Below are 16,482 nucleotides of genomic sequence, written 5' to 3'. Positions count from 1 at the left end.
TCTCCTTTATGATGGAGATAATATATCTTTGTAATGTTCTACAAACACTTTCCGGTACTTCTCATATGTATCCGCATCAAACTCATCCCCGTTGTAATGAATACACCATAAATTTGCTTGATTTGGGATACCGATTAAATAACCAGCCCTTTGAAACTCTAAAGACTGTGACACATCATAAAAGTGAAACCCTTGAAACAAATCTTCTCGCCACGGAATATCATACTGCGTTGCCATGAATAAGCCATCAATTGCCTGAACTGACAAAAATGGTTGATTACCATAAAAAACCTGATCTAAATTTAATAATTGATAATTCCATCTTCTATACTCAATCACTTTCCCTACTAAATTTTTTCCTTCCCACCATATCCCGTTATTCGGTAAAAACTGAGCCCCAGCGACTCCTATTAAACCAAGCTTTTCATTTTCTTTAAAAAGAGATATAAGTGTAGAAAACATGTCTCGATTAATAAGATATGTATCTTGATGTATATACACTTTGTATTTCGCTGGATATGAAAGGGCTCGGTTGTATGCACTTGCCATACTTTGTGCATCTCGTATCGGAAAAATTTGCACGACATAACCTGGGGGAACAAAAATGTTTCTTATTTGGCTCTCACATTGTTTGAAAAGCTCCTCATTATTTACACAAACAACGACTAATATTGTATGATCTTTCATTTTTGTCCCCCCTTTTATTCTTCCTTATTTACATCTGACATATATTGTTCCACAAATATTTTCCGATACTTTTCATAGTTCGTCATATTCACATCAAAATGATAATGGATACACCAAGCATCGCGCTGTACAGGTACACCAACTGTATATCCTGCTTTCCTAAATTCAAATGATTGAGATACATCATAAAAATCAAATCCGTCAAATAAGTCTTCTCGCCACGGAACATCATATTGTGTGGCCATTAATAAACCATCAATACATTCTACAGGAATAAATGTTTTTGATTCATGATACGGTTGTTCTAAACTTGCCATATAAAACAAATCATTCATATAACCAATGACCTTTCCTACAATTCCACGCCCTTCGTTCCATACACCAGTCGGAGGAACATATTGCGCTCCAACCATCCCAATCATACCAAGGTGTTCATGTTCCTCAAATAATTGAAGTAATCCGTATAAAAAAGCCCTATTTATAATAAAAACATCTTGATGTAAATACACTTTATACTTCGCTGGATGCGAAATGGCTTGATTGTATCCACTCGTCATACTTTTCGCATTTCGAATCGGCATAAATTGTACAATATACCCTGGCGGTACTAACAATTGCAATATATGTCGAACGCAGTTTGCATACAATTTCCGATCATTTATACATGTAACAAATAATATTGTTTTGTCTGCAGCACTCATAATTGTGATTTTTCAGCTTCAATAATATACTGAAATACAACTGTCTCAGCCATGAAGCCACTTCCAAGACGATATTTTTTACAAATTCCATATAACTCCTCAATAAGCGGCTCATACATTTTATGATCAACATATACACGATCTACTTTACTAATTGAATATCCTGCTTTTAAAAACATTCTTAGCATTTCATTGAATGTAAAGAAACGAATATGTGTTTTATCTAATAAACCATATTCTGTATACGTCCAATTTCCAGCAAGCAAGGGAGCTAATACTGAAATATGAGCAACGTTTGGTATACTTGCTAAAATCACACCATTTTGCTTTATATATGGCTTAACCTTTTCAATCACAGCCCACGGATCAAATAAATGCTCTAATACATCCCCAAATAGGACGCAATCAAATTGCCCCTCCTCATAAGGAAGATCTATTTTTTCTATATCCCCTAAAATAACATGATCTAGTCTTTCCTTCGCTTTTTCTGCCGCCTCTGGAAATGCCTCTATTCCTGATACACGTGTACCGTTTTCTTTAATAGCTGCTCCCAATGCACCGCTCGAACAACCAATATCAAGAACTTCTTTCCATTCCTTTTTTATATGCTTTAATAAATTCGGATTCGCTGCATTATAATAATGCTCGGATTTTTCTTCATATAAAGAACTTTTTTCGCGATTCATTTCACACACTCCTTATGCAAATTGAATTAGAAATATAAATCTCATATGAATTCTATAAAGTGCAGATTTTGTTCATCCCCCAATGATTATTAGCCCGCAAATAGCAGTATAAAATCTTTTATTTATATTGGTTACGTTACTGATACTCTAATATATAACCAATCTATTAGAGTTAGAATAGCGATAAATCATTTCTAAAAAACGAAACCTATTACACTTTATATGGTTTATCAAAAACTCCCCGAAAATATTTACGGTTATATTCAATTGCAGCATTATTCGGAACATAAGAAGCTGCTAATTCATTGTAATAATACGCTTTATCCTGCTCCCCTAACCTGCTATAACAAATACACATTTGTAAATAGGGTAGCCATGTGTAGCTAGCTGGACTATGGAAAGGACTTTCCGTTGCCATTGGTACTTCCGTAGCAAGTTTAAACCAAAATATCGCTTCATTATATTTTTCTTGTTCCATATATATATATCCTATTCTTGTACAATTCTCTCCTCTAGGGACGTCATACCGAAACGACTTCACACAAGATTCGATTGCCTTCTCCCACATTCCGAGCTTTGCATAGCAATCTCCTAACTTACCACATGCATAAATTTTCTCTTCATACCATCCTTCGTCTTGATTAAGAAATGTTTCATATAGAAGAACTGCATCATCATATTTTTGGTTATCCGTAGATTCATTTGCGTAATAAAATAAATCTCTCGGACTTAATTCTTCACCTGCCGCTACAGTATTTTGAAAAATTTTCAAATTACGATTTGTTACTTTTTTTTCTTTTTTATGTGTAATAGCAACATTACTACTAAAAACCTCACCAGAAATAGCTAAATACTCATGAACCTTTCCAAACCATTGAAATTGTTTTTCACGCTTTACAAGTCGATTTCTTTTTGTACAATATAAAGGTTTCCCGTTAGAATCCATTGCAAGATGATAAGGCATCGAAACAGCATCAATTTTAGGATCTAATTCTCTTTTTAAAAGTTTCAATGCTTCTTGAGCATCTTCTAATAAGACATCATCTGCATCTAGCCACAATATATACTCTTGCGTCGCTTTTGAAAAAGAAAAATTTCTTGCTGCTGCAAAATCATCAATCCACTGGAAATCATATATGTTAGAAGTGTATTTCTCTACGATTTCTTTCGTTCGATCGACGGAACCTGTATCAACTACTATAATTTCATCCACAATTTTTTCAACTGTTTCTAAACAACGGGCTATTGTCTCCTCCTCATCTCGAACAATCATACATAAACTAATTGTAATTCCTTGCTTGTTCAACATAATCACCCTCTTCCAAATCAATCATATGTTATACATATACTAAACTTTCCATTTTTTTAAATTGTTCAAGTAGTTTAAGATTTCTTTTCAATAATTCAAATGTCCGTGTCATTTTCTTTCGGTTTTGCATCTACTATATAATGAACGCTTTATGGAGGTGAATTTATGTCAAATAATAATTATTCAAATGGATTAAATCCCGATGAATCTTTATCAGCTAGTGCATTTGACCCTAATCTTGTAGGACCTACATTACCACCGATACCACCGTTTACCCTTCCGACTGGGCCGACCGGGCCGACTGGACCTACGGGGCCGACTGGACCTACAGGGCCAACTGGACCTACGGGGCCGACTGGACCTACGGGGCCGACTGGACCTACAGGGCCGACTGGACCGACTGGTGGCACTGGGACTACTGGACCTACGGGGCCGACTGGTGACACTGGGGCTACTGGACCTACGGGGCCGACTGGTGACACTGGGGCTACTGGACCTACGGGGCCGACTGGTGACACTGGGGCTACTGGACCTACGGGGCCGACTGGTGACACTGGGGCTACTGGACCTACAGGGCCGACTGGTGACACTGGAGCTACTGGACCGACTGGACCGACTGGGGCTACTGGACCGACTGGACCGACTGGACCATCCGGACTAGGACTTCCAGCAGGATTGTATGCATTTAACTCCGCTGGAATTTCTTTAGACCTTGGACTAAATGCTCCAGTACCATTTAATACTGTTGGATCTCAGTTTGGTACAGCAATTTCTCAATTAGATGCTGATACTTTCGTTATTGCTGAAACTGGATTCTATAAAATCACTGTTATCGTATATACTGCGGCAATAAGTGTATTAGGGGGGCTTACAATCCAAGTAAATGGGGTATCTGTACCAGGTACTGGGGCTACTTTAATCTCAGTTGGAGCACCTATCGTTGTTCAAGCAATTACGCAAATTACGACAACTCCATCATTAGTTGAAGTAATCGTTACAGGACTTGGGCTATCATTAGCTCTTGGTACAAATGCATCTATTATTATTGAAAAAATCGCTTAATTTTTTACTTAGCAGTAAAACTGATATCAGTTTTACTGCTTTTTCAATTTCAAATTCAATCATGAAACATTCGCTATCTACATAATCATATTGTTGTATGACATTTTGCAGGAGGCACAAATATGGAAAGTAAATCTGCTGTTCAGCTTTATCTCGAATTGCTAAAGAAGACCATTTTATTTGAAATATGGTTAGAATATGAGGCATACTTACCCGCATCTCTACATATTTCAAAAGAACTAGAATTCGAACCAGTTACAGTCCCCCTCCCTTTATTCATTAAGCAATATGCTGAAAACCATAACTTAAAAATTGTAAAACCAAATGTTTCTAAAAGTGAACGTCATGATGGAATGGATTGGCCAAGAGCAGCACATAGCATGATTGGTCGAGAACGTATGAACCAATTACAAGAGGCGATGGAAACCGTTGTTCGTGAAAATATAGAAGGTGATTTTATTGAAACAGGTGTATGGCGCGGAGGATCATGCATTTTTATGAATGGTTTTTTACAAGCAAACAACATTACGGATCGTAATGTGTGGGTTGCAGATTCATTTGAAGGTTTGCCAGCACCGAATCTAGAACAATATCCAAAAGATTACGGTGATTATTTACACACATTCGATTACTTACGAGTCTCTTTAGAACAAGTACAAGAGAATTTCAAAAAATATGATTTACTAAATGATCAAGTGAAATTTTTAAAAGGTTGGTTTAAAGATACTTTACCAACAGCACCAATTGAAAAAATAGCAATTGCACGGCTTGATGGTGATATGTACGAATCCACAATGGATGGTCTCGTGAACTTATATGATAAAGTTTCTAAAGGTGGCTATATAATTATCGATGACTACGGGCTACCGCCATGCGCTGAGGCTGTGACAGACTTTAGAAACCAACGAAATTTAAAAGCCCCTATTACTAAAATTGATGTATTTGGCGTTTATTGGAGAAAAGAATAAAAAAAGATTTAATCTATAGGAGATTCCATTTTCACTCATTCTTCTCTCACTTCTAATCCAATTAAGTATTCTTTTTCGGAATCTCCTTACATATAACAATTGTTTTCCTGTATTCTCTCACTACAAATTGAAAATTTTATTAATAGATTTACTGCATCTTCTCATACAAGAAAGGGGTATACTCATGAGTGAACTTAACAAAGAAATGACTTTACTCCCCCCTCCTGAACTCGTCCAATATGTAGGTGGCGACTTCAAAAAGGTTGGAAAAGAGTTCCTAAAGCATTTTATTCAAATTGGTGCTTTAAAATCAAATGAAAAAGTATTAGATGTAGGCTGCGGTGTCGGCCGAATGGCTGTACCATTAATGAATTACTTAAATGATGATGGAGCGTATTATGGATTTGATTTGTTTAAAGATGGAATTACTTGGTGTCAAAATAACATTTCAACTATGCGTAATAATTTTCACTTTGAACATGTTGACATATACAATCAATTCTATAATCCGGAAGGAAAAGAAGATGCCTCTCAATATCGTTTTCCCTATGAAGACGGAACATTCGATTTTATCTTTTTAACTTCTGTATTTACACATCTTCTCCCAAAAGAATTAGAACATTACGTATCTGAAATTGTACGTGTATTAAAAAAAGACGGGAGATGTTTCATTACATTCTTTCTTATAAACCCTGAATCGTCCTATTATTTAAATGCAGGACAAAGTACATTAGGTTTTTATCATCGAATCGAAAATTGCTACGTTGTAAATAAAGATATTCCGAATTTCGCAGTTGCTTATCCTGAGACAGATATTTGCAATCTATTGAATAAGTACGGCCTAGAAATAATCAATAAGCCGCATTACGGTTTATGGTGCGGCAGACATGAATATACAAGTTACCAAGATATTGTTCTTACAAAAAAAAGCTTCTGAAAGGAAGTTATGTATGATGAATGAAAAAAATCCACCTCTCGTTTCCATCCTTATTCCTACTTATAATCGGCCTCATTATTTCAAAATTGCTCTAGAAAGTGCATTGGCACAAACTTATTCAAATATTGAAATCATCATCGGAGATGATAGTACAAATGATGAAACAGCAACTTTAATACGCGAACAATACTTACCAAATTATAAAAATATAACATACATTCGAAATACCCCTACTCTAGGACAATTTCACAATGACCTTATGCTCATAGAAAAATCAAATGGTGAGTATATAAATTTTTTAATGGACGATGACGTGTTTTATAAGCATAAAATACAAAAAATGATGACCTATTTTGAGCAAGATCCCAATAAAAATCTTGCTCTTGTTACTTCTTATCGAGTACGCATTGATGATCATGGAAATCTAATAGGTGATTCCCATCCAACACAAAGGTTATATAGTGAAGACACCCCATTAAACGGGATATTTTTAGGTAATTGGATGTTAAAGGGCGGACACAACATTATCGGTGAGCCTACAACTACTTTGTTCCGAAAGGAATTGCTCACTGAACCTTTTGGCACCCTTAAAGAGCGACAATATTCTTGTAGTGTTGATATGGCCTCATGGATTTCTTTACTTTCTAAAGGAAATGCAATATACATTTCTGAGCCTTTAAGTCAATTTCGCTACCATGCTGGACAACAAATACACAATAAGCTCCTTCAAGGTTGTGAAGATTTCACACACCTTGTTATAACAGCAAAAGAATATGGCTTTTTACAAAATACTACGGACTATAGAGCAGCTCTACTTAGTGCTTACCAATGGTGTAAAAGTTCCTTAAAATACTATCTTCATCAACTAGATATTTTTCCTGACGCACATGTACGTCTCTCTCATTGTTTGGATATAATTATTAAAGAGCTAAACAATTAAACTACTCTGCAAAATTAAAAGTGTATGGACTATATGTGAATCATTCGTATAGTTCATACATTCTTTCTCATACTATAAAGTGAAACTTTAATCAGCTCTCACCAATCGGGCTTTTACGGGCAGTTGATCCCCCACCTAACTTCTTCGCTTTCGCTGAATTTTGAGGTGGGGGTCTTACTGCCCATTAATGCGGGATAAAATCCATTACTATAAAGAGCAGTAGAAAGGAATACCTACATTGAAAGATCCAAATTCTCAATATCAAATAGACTACGTATTACTATTTATTTTATTTGCCATTGGGATTGTTAGTTGTTGTGCTATTGCAAGTGCGCAAGCCTCTTTACCGCCATTTTTACAAAACGTCAATTTTGTACTAAAGCAAATCCAATGGTATTTCATTGGATTTATAGCCATTGGTGTTATTATGATTATCGACTTCGATCGTTATCAAAAAATTGCTTGGTATTTGTACAGCTTTGCAATGGTACTACTTATTGGACTAGAACTTCAAGTACCAGGTGCCGTTACAATTAAAGGCGCTACCGCTTGGTACAGGCTCCCAGGCATCGGAAATTTTCAGCCTTCTGAAATTATGAAATTGTTTTTAATTATCGTCATTGGACGAATTATAGCAAATCATAATGAGAAATATTTTTCCCAAACGATACATGACGATTTTTTACTACTTGGAAAAATATTTGCGACAAGCTTGCCACCACTACTACTTATTGCAAAAGAACCAGATTTAGGAAACACAATGGTCATTTCAGCGATGCTTGCAGCAATGATACTAGTTTCTGGCATACGATGGCGTTTTATTTTTGGATTAGTTTCAGGTACTTTCGTTGCTGGATCTACATTAATATATATTTTTTTTACTCACACAGATTTCTTTAAAGCACACATTTTAAAAGAGTATCAATTAAATCGCTTCTACGGATGGTTAGCACCTTACAAATATGATGCACAAGGCTATCAATTAAGACAAGCATTCTTAGCGACTGGATCCGGAGAAATGCAAGGAAAAGGGTGGGAAAATGGACAAGTATATTTTCCAGAACCACATACAGATTTTATTTTCACTAATGTCGCTGAACAATTTGGCTTTCTAGGCGCAAGTGTCATTATTTCTCTTTTTTTCTTACTCATTTTTCGAATGATTCATATTGCTTTAGAAAGTAATGACCCTTTCGGTAGTTACATTTGCGCTGGTACAATCGGAATGTTTACTTTCCAAGTATTCCAAAATATCGGGATGACAATCGGATTACTTCCCATTACAGGGATAACATTACCTCTTATGAGTTACGGAGGAAGTTCACTGCTTACATACATGATTGCGATTGGATTCATTTTAAATGTTCGCTCAAGAACGAAAATCTTTATGTTTAAATGAACAACACAAAAACGCTATATTTTTATCTCTATCCTTTTTTAGATATACTAATGAAAAATACGATGGAGGTTTAAATATGAAATATGACATTATAGGAGATATTCATGGATGCTTCCAAGAGTTTCAAAATTTAACAGAGCAGCTAGGATATAACTGGAGTAGCGGTCTACCGGTTCACCCTGACCAACGTAAACTTGCATTCGTTGGCGATATTACAGACCGTGGTCCTCATTCATTACGTATGATTGAAATTGTATGGGAACTTGTCATACATAAAAAAGAAGCTTATTACGCTCCTGGAAATCACTGTAATAAACTATATCGATTTTTCCTTGGGCGTAATGTAACAGTCGCTCACGGACTTGAAACAACTGTTGCTGAATATGAGGCACTCCCTTCTCATAAGCAAAACATTATAAAAGAAAAGTTTATCACTCTTTATGAACAATCACCGCTCTACCACATACTAGATGAAAAAAGAGTAATCGTATGTCACGCTGGGATTCGGCAAGATTACATAGGAAGACGAGATAAAAAAGTACAAACCTTTGTATTATATGGCGATATTACAGGAGAAAAGCATGCCGATGGCTCACCTGTCCGTCGCGATTGGGCGCAAGAGTACAAGGGGCAAGCTTGGATTGTATATGGACATACACCAGTAGCAGAACCTCGATTCGTCAATCAGACAGTCAATATTGATACTGGTGCTGTATTTGGTGGCAAATTAACCGGATTACGTTATCCTGAAATGGAGACTATCTCTGTTCCTTCTTCTTTACCTTTTGTCGCTGAGAAATTCCGTCCAATTTCATAACTACCTTACTTAGCGAAAGATTACCGTATTATTTAGGCAGATCTCATATAAAACTAGGTAAAGTAATTAAAAAAAGATGCAATAAAGTGCATCTTTTTTTAATTACACTACATATAATGTCGCAGGAGGTGACAGAATGAAGAAAAAATCTTCTAAACAAAAAAGAAAATTTCCCCCTTTATATCTGCCCATGTACGGAATTAACAACTGGTGTAGTATTCGGGCTGCAGCGATAGAAGAACTGGAAGAACAAGAGTCATCAAAAAAAAGCAAAGTAAAACCAACATATGTCTCTTTAGAAAATGCTGTGATGAGCCGCATAATCGATCGCAGAAAAATAAAGATGCAACAAAAAAATAAACAGCTCTCAAATCAAGATGAACAGGTAATACATTCTAATCAAACAGAAGAAAAGACGGAAGAAAATATTTCTGTAGCAATAAATAAAAAAGTGGAACCAGAAATTCCAGCTGCTATTATAAACAAAGTAAAAAAAATAAAAGAGGCATTGGCTTCATCGAATGATATACAAACTGAAAAACCACTCATAATTGAGACACCTACACCTGAAAATACAAAAGTTAAAAGGGGCGGCCGATATGCATATGCGGAAGGGCTTCACTCTCATGCGGAGGGCATGGCAGCACATGCGGAAGGCTTATTAACACACGCAAAAGGTTCTTTCTCTCATGCAGAGGGATCAAACTCAAAAGCAACTGGACATAGTTCGCATAGTGAGGGAAGTGAAACGACAGCAGGCGGAGCTTATTCTCATGCAGAGGGTAAACAGACGATTGCTTTAGGCGAAGCAGCACACGCAGAAGGAACCGCAACTATCGCTAACGGATCCTCTTCTCATGCGGAAGGTCATCATACATCAACAGCTCATTTTGCAGGTAGCCATATTATGGGGCGCTTCGGCACTGCAGAAGAAGCTTATTCTTGGTTTATTGCAAATGGTGTAAGCGACACCGACCATAATATCGGGGCTAAATGGCTTGCCCATAATGGAGAAATGTACATTGAGGGTGCGTCTTACAATGCAAGTGGAACGGATTTTGCACAAATGTTTGAAACCGAAGATCATAAACCTATTGATGTCGGTTATTTCGTTACATTTAGTAGCGAAGAAAAAATTCGGATAGCTACTTCACACGACTCGTTCATTTTAGGAATATCTAGCGCAACCCCTGCCCTTATAGGAAATAGCGGGGCTTTAAGTTGGGAAAAACGTTATAAAACAGATAACTTTGGAAAACGCGAATATGTATGGACGGAAACCGAAGAAATACAACCTCTTTTAAATACAGAATGGGATCCAACTCGCAAATATGTAGCAAGAAAAGATCGCGCCGAGTGGCTTCCTGTCGGATTAATTGGACAAATGTTAGTACGTGATGACGGCACTTGCGAAGCACATGGATTTTGTCTTCCAAATGACAATGGCATTGCTACAAAAGCCGAAAATGGATTTTTCGTTATAAAGCGTACGGGTGAAAACCAAATTTTAATATTATTCCGCTAAGAAAAAAGGGAACAAAATTCTTTATAATATAAGAATTTTGTTCCCTTTTTAAGTATGCCGCAACACTTCTTGCATATCGCTTGGAAGCTTTATAGTGAAAGACATCTCTTTCTCTAAAATAGGATGATAAAACGTCAAAGATTTACTATGAAGTGCTTGCCGTTTCATTTCATCCCTTCTCCCTCCATATAAGCTATCACCAAGTAATGGATGTCCTATATAAGCCATATGCACACGAATTTGATGCGTTCTTCCTGTCTCAAGCTCAAGCGCTACATGTGTCTTATGATATGTACTATCAATTACTTTAAAATGAGTAACTGCCCTTTGTCCATCCTCACAAACCATTCGCTCAATAATGCTATCAGATTTTCGACCAATTGGTGCATCAATCATTCCTTCTCGTTCTACAATCTTTCCGTGAACAATTGCTTCATACGTTCGTTTCACAGCTTTTTGTTGATGCTGCTTCGATAAAAGATGATGCACGAAACGATTTTTTGCAATAAGCATAAGCCCCGAAGTATCACGATCTAAACGTGTTACGATGTGCACTGTACTTGCAAGATGCTGCTTATCATAATGAGATAACAGCGCATTGGCAACACTTCCTGCCGGATGTTCTCTAGACGGAATCGTTGACATATTCGCCTCTTTATTAATGATAAGAACCGCGTCATCTTCATATATAATGCATAAAGGAATATCTTCTGCCATCATCCCTTCACTTCTTTCCTCCACTGGAAAAAAGACACGTAATTCTTCACCAGCACGCAACTGATGACGAACACTCGCATGTTGACCATTTACTTCAATTGCTCCGCCATGAAACTTTATATCCGTTAAAGCGGCTTTAGAAATACCTTTCGTTTTCAAAAATTCCCTAACTAAAGTTCCCTCTTCAGCCGGCCCTATATCCCATTTCAATGTAAATCTGTTCAAATATATAACCCTTTCTATTTATCTGCAACAAACGAGTCACGAACTCGTTTCCAGAACGGGAATGGGCGGAAACGAACAAATCGTACTTTCTCGTTTGCGACGCGATACTGGATTGATTTCACATCTTGATGAACCATCGTTAAATGATCCACTGTAATTTGTAAGTTCATTCCTGCAGCTGGCTTTAACACACATGTATGATGCTTCGGCAATACGAGTGGCGATCCTACAGTACGAAATACACGATTGTTAATGGACGCCATTTCTGCAATTTGAATCGCTTCAATAGATGGGTGAATAATTGCTCCGCCAAGCGCTTTATTATACGCGGTACTTCCTGAAGGAGTAGAGATACAAAGGCCATCTCCGCGGAATGTTTCAAAATATTCTCCGCGTATTTCTACTTCTGTTACTAATGTACCTTCTGCACTTTTTACAGTCGCCTCATTCATCGCTAAATACTGTGACTCTTTACTTCCATTCACATAGCGAATAATAACTTCTAAAAGCGGATATTCCACCACTTGGAATGGTGTTTTCGCAATCGCAATTACTAATTTCTCTACTTCTGTTGGTAACCAATCTGCATAGAAACCTAGATGTCCTGTATGTACACCAACAAATGCTGTTTCATCCAATCGATTATAATAACGATGAAACGCATATAAAAGCGTTCCATCTCCCCCAACAGAAATTACAATATCGGGTTCCTTTTCATCCATTATAAATCCAAAATCTAGCAAGTACTCTTTCATCGTGCTTGCCAGTGTATCTGATGATTGATCTCCCTTTGACATAATTGTAAATTTCATCGCCCAACACCCTTTAGTTTATGATTCGGAATCTTTCGTTTCTTGCTTTCTTGAAAAAGCCTTTTGCGCTTCTTGAATTTCAAGACGAATAGAAGACATTTCTTCATCTAATAAAAACGCCGCTTCAGCTGCACGTTGCAATCGTATTTTAATATCTTCAGGAAAACGTCCACTATATTTATAATTTAAAGAATGCTCAATTGTTGCCCAAAAGTTCATTGCTAGCGTGCGTATTTGGATTTCTACCAATACTTTTTGTTCACCTTGAATCGTTTGAACAGGATAACTAATGACAACATGATAAGAACGATAACCGCTATCTTTCTTTTGCGTGACATAATCACGTTCTTCCACGATTTCAAAGTCATTTCGTTTTCGAAGATATTCTACAACAGGCTTAATCTCATCAACAAATTGACACATCATTCTAAGCCCAGCAATATCCTGCATATCTTCTCTCAATCGGTCTAGCGGTACATTTCTCTTCTCCGCTTTATCAATAATACTTGCAACCGACTTTACCCTTCCTGTTACAAACTCAATTGGAGAATGCTCTGTTAACATTGCAAATTGAGTACGCATTCCTTTTAGTTTCACTTTTAGCTCTGCCACCGCTTGGTGGTAAGGTGCTAAAAATTCTTCCCAATTTCGATTCATTTCAACCACCACCAAAATCAATCCATTTGCTTATAGAAATACTTTTTCTACAGCAGTTACTAATTCTTCTCCGTAATTTGCATTACCTTCAATATTTTCAACTAAATATTCTACTTCTTCTTTTAATCCTTCTAATTCCATTTCAATGTCATTCACGCGAACGAACATAACCACATCGTTATTCATCGCTTCATGCATTGCTTCCCAGCATGTGTGCGGAATACTTACATAAATGAAAGATGATTCATTTTCTAAGATATATAAAAATGATAAATTGTCTGAGTCTACAAGTACGTGATTACGCGCACTTAACTCCTTTACCTCTATTTCACTATTTTCCGCACAAAAAATAAGAGCATTCTCTCTCTTTTCTACGCTCTTAACTTGGATTTTATTTTGCATGCTCTAACTCCTCCATCTCAACTTCCTGTCTTACTTAACAGTATTATTGTATCATAACATGGACGCAAACAAATAAAACATTGAACCAAATTTATGAAAAAGCGATAATGTGTAAAGAATTATTTTTCAAAAGGAGATTATACAATGACACAAGAAATTGAAATTGAATTCAAAAATATCGTTACAAAAGAAGAATTCGATACATTATGTAAATCGTTTTCTATTGAAGCATTTACAAAACAAGTGAATCACTACTTTGAAACACCTGACTTCTCGTTAAAAGAAGCTGGCTCTGCACTTCGTATTCGTCATAAAGGAGAAACTTATACGTTAACGTTGAAACAACCTGCAGAAATCGGTTTATTAGAAACGCATCAAGTCGTAACAGAAGACGAAGCAAAAATGATGATGGAAACAAACACAATCATTCAAGGAGCAGTAGTAGATCAATTACACAAATTACAAATTCCTGTTTCTGCTTTAACATATATGGGTAGTTTAACAACAGAAAGAGCAGAAATATTATTTAAAGGCGGAACGCTTGTCTTTGATCATAGTTTCTATTACAATCACGATGATTATGAAATTGAATTTGAAGTGCAAGATGAAGAAACAGGAAAAGCTGCATTTATTCATTTATTAACGCAACATAACATACCTGTTCGCCATACAAATAACAAAGTAAAACGCTTTTTCCTTGCCAAACAAAAAAAAGCACGCTAAAGTGAAAATTCCACTAGTGAATATGTTTCACTAGTGGATACATCTCACTAAAAAAGTTTACACCCGTAGAATAAGCAAAGAATCTTTGAGAAAGCTGTTTATTTGCCCTCTCGAACATTCCATTGCTACAATAGATATACATTTCATGGAAAAAGGAGTTTATAAAGGATGAGCAAGCAACCGATGACACCATTTGAAGCAATTGGCGGTGAACAATGCATTGCAATATTAGTAGATACATTTTATTCCTATGTCAGTAAACACCCTGACTTATCTCCCATCTTCCCGGAAGATTTAACAGAAACCGCTAGGAAGCAGAAGCAATTTTTAACACAATATTTAGGTGGTCCTAATTTGTACACTGAAGAACATGGTCATCCTATGTTAAGGGCACGCCATCTTCCGTTTGAGATTACTCCAAAACGAGCAGAGGCTTGGCTATCATGTATGGAGCAAGCAATGGATGATACTGGAGTTCATGGTCATATAAGAGAGTTTGTTTTTGAACGTTTAGCATTAACCGCTCAGCATATGGTTAATACTCCAAACGAAACAGGTGAAGTGTAATGGATAAGCAGGAAGCAAAGCATATAAATATGCCATCACCTTCCGCATGCGAGCATAAGTCTGTAGAAGCATATTTATTTATTGATCCACTTTGTAAAGATTGCTGGGAAATTGAGCCTTTTATTATTAAACTATGGCTTGAATACGGGAAATACTTCTCTATTCGTCATATCGTAACAGGAAAAGTGGATGGAACGAACGCTTCCTCACACAAATGGAATAAACCTGCTAATATTCGATTTGTGTGGGAAAAGACAACCAGTTTACAAGGTTTTTCATGTGATGGAAAGGTACATATGCAAGAAGCATCGTCAACACCATATTTAGTTTCGATGGCAATTAAGGCAGCGGAGTTGCAAGGCCGAAAAGCAGGTTCGAAGTTTTTGCGAAAACTCCAAGAATACATTTTCCTTGAAAATGTATCAAACCCTGACTGCGAACTATTACTTGCATGTGCGAAAGATAGCAATATTGATGTAGAAGAATTTAAAAAAGATCTACATTCTGCTAGTGCAAAAAAAGCTTTCCAATGTGACTTGAAATTCACGAATGAAATGCATATTACAGAAATACCTTCCCTCGTCTTTTTTCATGCGAACTCAGATGAAGAAGGTATTAAAATCGCTGGAAATTATTCCTACGATGTATACGTACAATTATTGAAAGAACTTGTAAAATGTGAAATTGAGCCAGAACCATTACCACCTTTAGAAGTGTTACTAGAAGCAACACAATTTATATCTTCAAAAGAAGTAGCATTTATTTATGATTGTCCGCAACAAGAAATTGAACGCGAACTAAAAAAATTACAACTGAAACGAAAAGTACAAATGATAGAAGTAAAATGCGAACGTTATTGGAAATGGATAGCAAAAGAAAAAGACCTGGTGTAAACACCAGGTCTTTTTCTTTACGGCTTATAAAAATATTAAAGGGGATGGGAGAAATTTTCACGTTCAAACAAAGGGGTATATGTTTGTATGTGAATTCGTTCACGCTTATTATATTACAAGATTCGACGTCAGATGACAACCCCTTTTGTCGAATTTCACACTTTTGTCACATTCTAAACGTTTTCATTTTTGAATAAGCTATAAAAAAGGTCATTTAGGGGGTTTATTTATGAAAAAATCTTATATTGCTCTTCTCTTTCTAGCTGTCATCGTTTCTTTTTTCTTGTACATCCTCTCTCTACTACAAGCTTTTCCTAAAATTATTGCCTTACCTCTTTTATTCGGAATCATCGTTATCACTCTCTCTTATTTCAATTATAAAAAACGATTCAAAGGGTTTTAATTTTAAAAATCAGTCGTAAAACTATCCTTTCAGTTAGAAAAACAAAGAAATT

The 16,482-nt window shown here is 36.3% G+C and carries 19 protein-coding genes; 11 read left to right on the top strand and 8 right to left on the bottom strand.

The genetic code is table 11. The features are described from left to right. Window positions 1-6 precede the first annotated feature (6 nt). The 4 genes from V7S45_RS06005 to V7S45_RS05990 form a co-directional block, all read right to left on the bottom strand. Entirely contained in the window at window positions 7-687 is a 681-nt protein-coding gene (locus V7S45_RS06005) for a glycosyltransferase family protein (RefSeq protein WP_000651528.1), read from the bottom strand. Window positions 688-701: 14 nt separating this feature from the next. Beyond that, complete coding sequence (locus V7S45_RS06000; protein ID WP_001271185.1) at window positions 702-1,388, bottom strand: glycosyltransferase family protein; 687 nt, start codon at window positions 1,386-1,388, stop codon at window positions 702-704. Beyond that, window positions 1,385-2,074, bottom strand: coding sequence for a class I SAM-dependent methyltransferase (locus V7S45_RS05995; RefSeq protein ID WP_001078432.1), 690 nt, complete (start codon window positions 2,072-2,074; stop codon window positions 1,385-1,387). Before V7S45_RS05995 ends, V7S45_RS06000 begins: the two co-directional genes overlap by 4 nt. Before the next feature lie 211 nt (window positions 2,075-2,285). Next, complete coding sequence (locus tag V7S45_RS05990; protein ID WP_000932913.1) at window positions 2,286-3,383, bottom strand: glycosyltransferase family 2 protein; 1,098 nt, start codon at window positions 3,381-3,383, stop codon at window positions 2,286-2,288. A 165-nt stretch (window positions 3,384-3,548) separates the two neighbouring features. Between V7S45_RS05990 and V7S45_RS05985 the strand changes: the two genes are divergently transcribed. The 7 genes from V7S45_RS05985 (at window position 3,549) to V7S45_RS05955 (ending at window position 11,031) form a co-directional block, all read left to right on the top strand. After that, complete coding sequence (locus V7S45_RS05985) at window positions 3,549-4,445, top strand: exosporium leader peptide-containing protein (protein WP_342761694.1); 897 nt, start codon at window positions 3,549-3,551, stop codon at window positions 4,443-4,445. A gap of 122 nt (window positions 4,446-4,567) precedes the next feature. After that, window positions 4,568-5,413, top strand: coding sequence for a TylF/MycF family methyltransferase (locus V7S45_RS05980; protein ID WP_000444381.1), 846 nt, complete (start codon window positions 4,568-4,570; stop codon window positions 5,411-5,413). Between the two features lie 184 nt (window positions 5,414-5,597). Next, window positions 5,598-6,350 carry a class I SAM-dependent methyltransferase gene (locus V7S45_RS05975; protein WP_001292843.1) on the top strand — a complete coding sequence of 251 codons (753 nt, stop codon included), beginning with the start codon at window positions 5,598-5,600 and terminating at the stop codon, window positions 6,348-6,350. 13 nt (window positions 6,351-6,363) lie between these two features. Continuing rightward, window positions 6,364-7,290, top strand: coding sequence for a glycosyltransferase (locus tag V7S45_RS05970; RefSeq protein ID WP_000980807.1), 927 nt, complete (start codon window positions 6,364-6,366; stop codon window positions 7,288-7,290). A gap of 238 nt (window positions 7,291-7,528) precedes the next feature. Continuing rightward, entirely contained in the window at window positions 7,529-8,689 is a 1,161-nt protein-coding gene (locus V7S45_RS05965) for an FtsW/RodA/SpoVE family cell cycle protein (protein WP_000654702.1), read from the top strand. 76 nt (window positions 8,690-8,765) lie between these two features. Further along, window positions 8,766-9,506 carry a bis(5'-nucleosyl)-tetraphosphatase PrpE gene (gene prpE / locus V7S45_RS05960; protein ID WP_025690633.1) on the top strand — a complete coding sequence of 247 codons (741 nt, stop codon included), beginning with the start codon at window positions 8,766-8,768 and terminating at the stop codon, window positions 9,504-9,506. 136 nt (window positions 9,507-9,642) lie between these two features. Continuing rightward, window positions 9,643-11,031, top strand: a complete 1,389-nt coding sequence (locus V7S45_RS05955) for a peptidase G2 autoproteolytic cleavage domain-containing protein (protein ID WP_025690631.1) — start codon at window positions 9,643-9,645, stop codon at window positions 11,029-11,031. A gap of 48 nt (window positions 11,032-11,079) precedes the next feature. Here V7S45_RS05955 and V7S45_RS05950 read toward each other — a convergent pair whose 3' ends face one another. The 4 genes from V7S45_RS05950 to V7S45_RS05935 are packed head-to-tail and all read right to left on the bottom strand — an operon-like array spanning window position 11,080 to window position 13,844. Next, window positions 11,080-11,973: an RluA family pseudouridine synthase gene (locus V7S45_RS05950; RefSeq protein WP_001079135.1), complete on the bottom strand. Its 894-nt coding sequence runs from the start codon at window positions 11,971-11,973 to the stop codon at window positions 11,080-11,082. Window positions 11,974-11,987: 14 nt separating this feature from the next. Further along, the gene (locus V7S45_RS05945; protein WP_000673190.1) at window positions 11,988-12,785 is read right to left on the bottom strand and encodes an NAD kinase; all 798 of its coding nucleotides are present in this window, start codon (window positions 12,783-12,785) and stop codon (window positions 11,988-11,990) included. A gap of 18 nt (window positions 12,786-12,803) precedes the next feature. Beyond that, window positions 12,804-13,442, bottom strand: a complete 639-nt coding sequence (locus V7S45_RS05940) for a GTP pyrophosphokinase family protein (protein ID WP_001081482.1) — start codon at window positions 13,440-13,442, stop codon at window positions 12,804-12,806. A gap of 30 nt (window positions 13,443-13,472) precedes the next feature. Then, window positions 13,473-13,844, bottom strand: coding sequence for a hypothetical protein (locus V7S45_RS05935; RefSeq protein WP_001180003.1), 372 nt, complete (start codon window positions 13,842-13,844; stop codon window positions 13,473-13,475). 144 nt (window positions 13,845-13,988) lie between these two features. On the opposite strand from V7S45_RS05935, the gene V7S45_RS05930 reads away from it, so the two are divergent. From V7S45_RS05930 to V7S45_RS05915, 4 genes are all read left to right on the top strand, one after another. Continuing rightward, window positions 13,989-14,567 carry a CYTH domain-containing protein gene (locus V7S45_RS05930; protein WP_088345308.1) on the top strand — a complete coding sequence of 193 codons (579 nt, stop codon included), beginning with the start codon at window positions 13,989-13,991 and terminating at the stop codon, window positions 14,565-14,567. Window positions 14,568-14,735: 168 nt separating this feature from the next. Continuing rightward, on the top strand, window positions 14,736-15,134 hold the full coding sequence (locus V7S45_RS05925; RefSeq protein WP_000043386.1) for a hypothetical protein: 399 nt from the start codon (window positions 14,736-14,738) through the stop codon (window positions 15,132-15,134). Next, on the top strand, window positions 15,134-16,027 hold the full coding sequence (locus V7S45_RS05920) for a ClpXP adapter SpxH family protein (RefSeq protein WP_000360645.1): 894 nt from the start codon (window positions 15,134-15,136) through the stop codon (window positions 16,025-16,027). Before V7S45_RS05925 ends, V7S45_RS05920 begins: the two co-directional genes overlap by 1 nt. Before the next feature lie 229 nt (window positions 16,028-16,256). Then, on the top strand, window positions 16,257-16,430 hold the full coding sequence (locus V7S45_RS05915; protein ID WP_000750355.1) for a hypothetical protein: 174 nt from the start codon (window positions 16,257-16,259) through the stop codon (window positions 16,428-16,430). Window positions 16,431-16,482 lie beyond the last annotated feature (52 nt).

It is taken from the genome of Bacillus sp. BR3(2024), assembly GCF_039134555.1.
Lineage (GTDB): Bacteria > Bacillota > Bacilli > Bacillales > Bacillaceae_G > Bacillus_A > Bacillus_A cereus.
The sequence above is the reverse complement of the archived record's forward strand: the minus strand, read 5'-3'. Positions and strand labels throughout refer to the sequence as shown.

Bases quoted from the DNA above. Each gene is read 5' to 3' on its own strand.
- V7S45_RS06005 (WP_000651528.1), bottom strand. From the start codon at position 687: ATGAAAGATCATACAATATTAGTCGTTGTTTGTGTAAATAATGAGGAG.
- V7S45_RS06000 (WP_001271185.1), bottom strand. From the start codon at position 1,388: ATGAGTGCTGCAGACAAAACAATATTATTTGTTACATGTATAAATGAT.
- V7S45_RS05995 (WP_001078432.1), bottom strand. From the start codon at position 2,074: ATGAATCGCGAAAAAAGTTCTTTATATGAAGAAAAATCCGAGCATTAT.
- V7S45_RS05990 (WP_000932913.1), bottom strand. From the start codon at position 3,383: ATGTTGAACAAGCAAGGAATTACAATTAGTTTATGTATGATTGTTCGA.
- V7S45_RS05985 (WP_342761694.1), top strand. From the start codon at position 3,549: ATGTCAAATAATAATTATTCAAATGGATTAAATCCCGATGAATCTTTA.
- V7S45_RS05980 (WP_000444381.1), top strand. From the start codon at position 4,568: ATGGAAAGTAAATCTGCTGTTCAGCTTTATCTCGAATTGCTAAAGAAG.
- V7S45_RS05975 (WP_001292843.1), top strand. From the start codon at position 5,598: ATGAGTGAACTTAACAAAGAAATGACTTTACTCCCCCCTCCTGAACTC.
- V7S45_RS05970 (WP_000980807.1), top strand. From the start codon at position 6,364: ATGATGAATGAAAAAAATCCACCTCTCGTTTCCATCCTTATTCCTACT.
- prpE (WP_025690633.1), top strand. From the start codon at position 8,766: ATGAAATATGACATTATAGGAGATATTCATGGATGCTTCCAAGAGTTT.
- V7S45_RS05955 (WP_025690631.1), top strand. From the start codon at position 9,643: ATGAAGAAAAAATCTTCTAAACAAAAAAGAAAATTTCCCCCTTTATAT.
- V7S45_RS05945 (WP_000673190.1), bottom strand. From the start codon at position 12,785: ATGAAATTTACAATTATGTCAAAGGGAGATCAATCATCAGATACACTG.
- V7S45_RS05940 (WP_001081482.1), bottom strand. From the start codon at position 13,442: ATGAATCGAAATTGGGAAGAATTTTTAGCACCTTACCACCAAGCGGTG.
- V7S45_RS05935 (WP_001180003.1), bottom strand. From the start codon at position 13,844: ATGCAAAATAAAATCCAAGTTAAGAGCGTAGAAAAGAGAGAGAATGCT.
- V7S45_RS05930 (WP_088345308.1), top strand. From the start codon at position 13,989: ATGACACAAGAAATTGAAATTGAATTCAAAAATATCGTTACAAAAGAA.
- V7S45_RS05925 (WP_000043386.1), top strand. From the start codon at position 14,736: ATGAGCAAGCAACCGATGACACCATTTGAAGCAATTGGCGGTGAACAA.
- V7S45_RS05920 (WP_000360645.1), top strand. From the start codon at position 15,134: ATGGATAAGCAGGAAGCAAAGCATATAAATATGCCATCACCTTCCGCA.
- V7S45_RS05915 (WP_000750355.1), top strand. From the start codon at position 16,257: ATGAAAAAATCTTATATTGCTCTTCTCTTTCTAGCTGTCATCGTTTCT.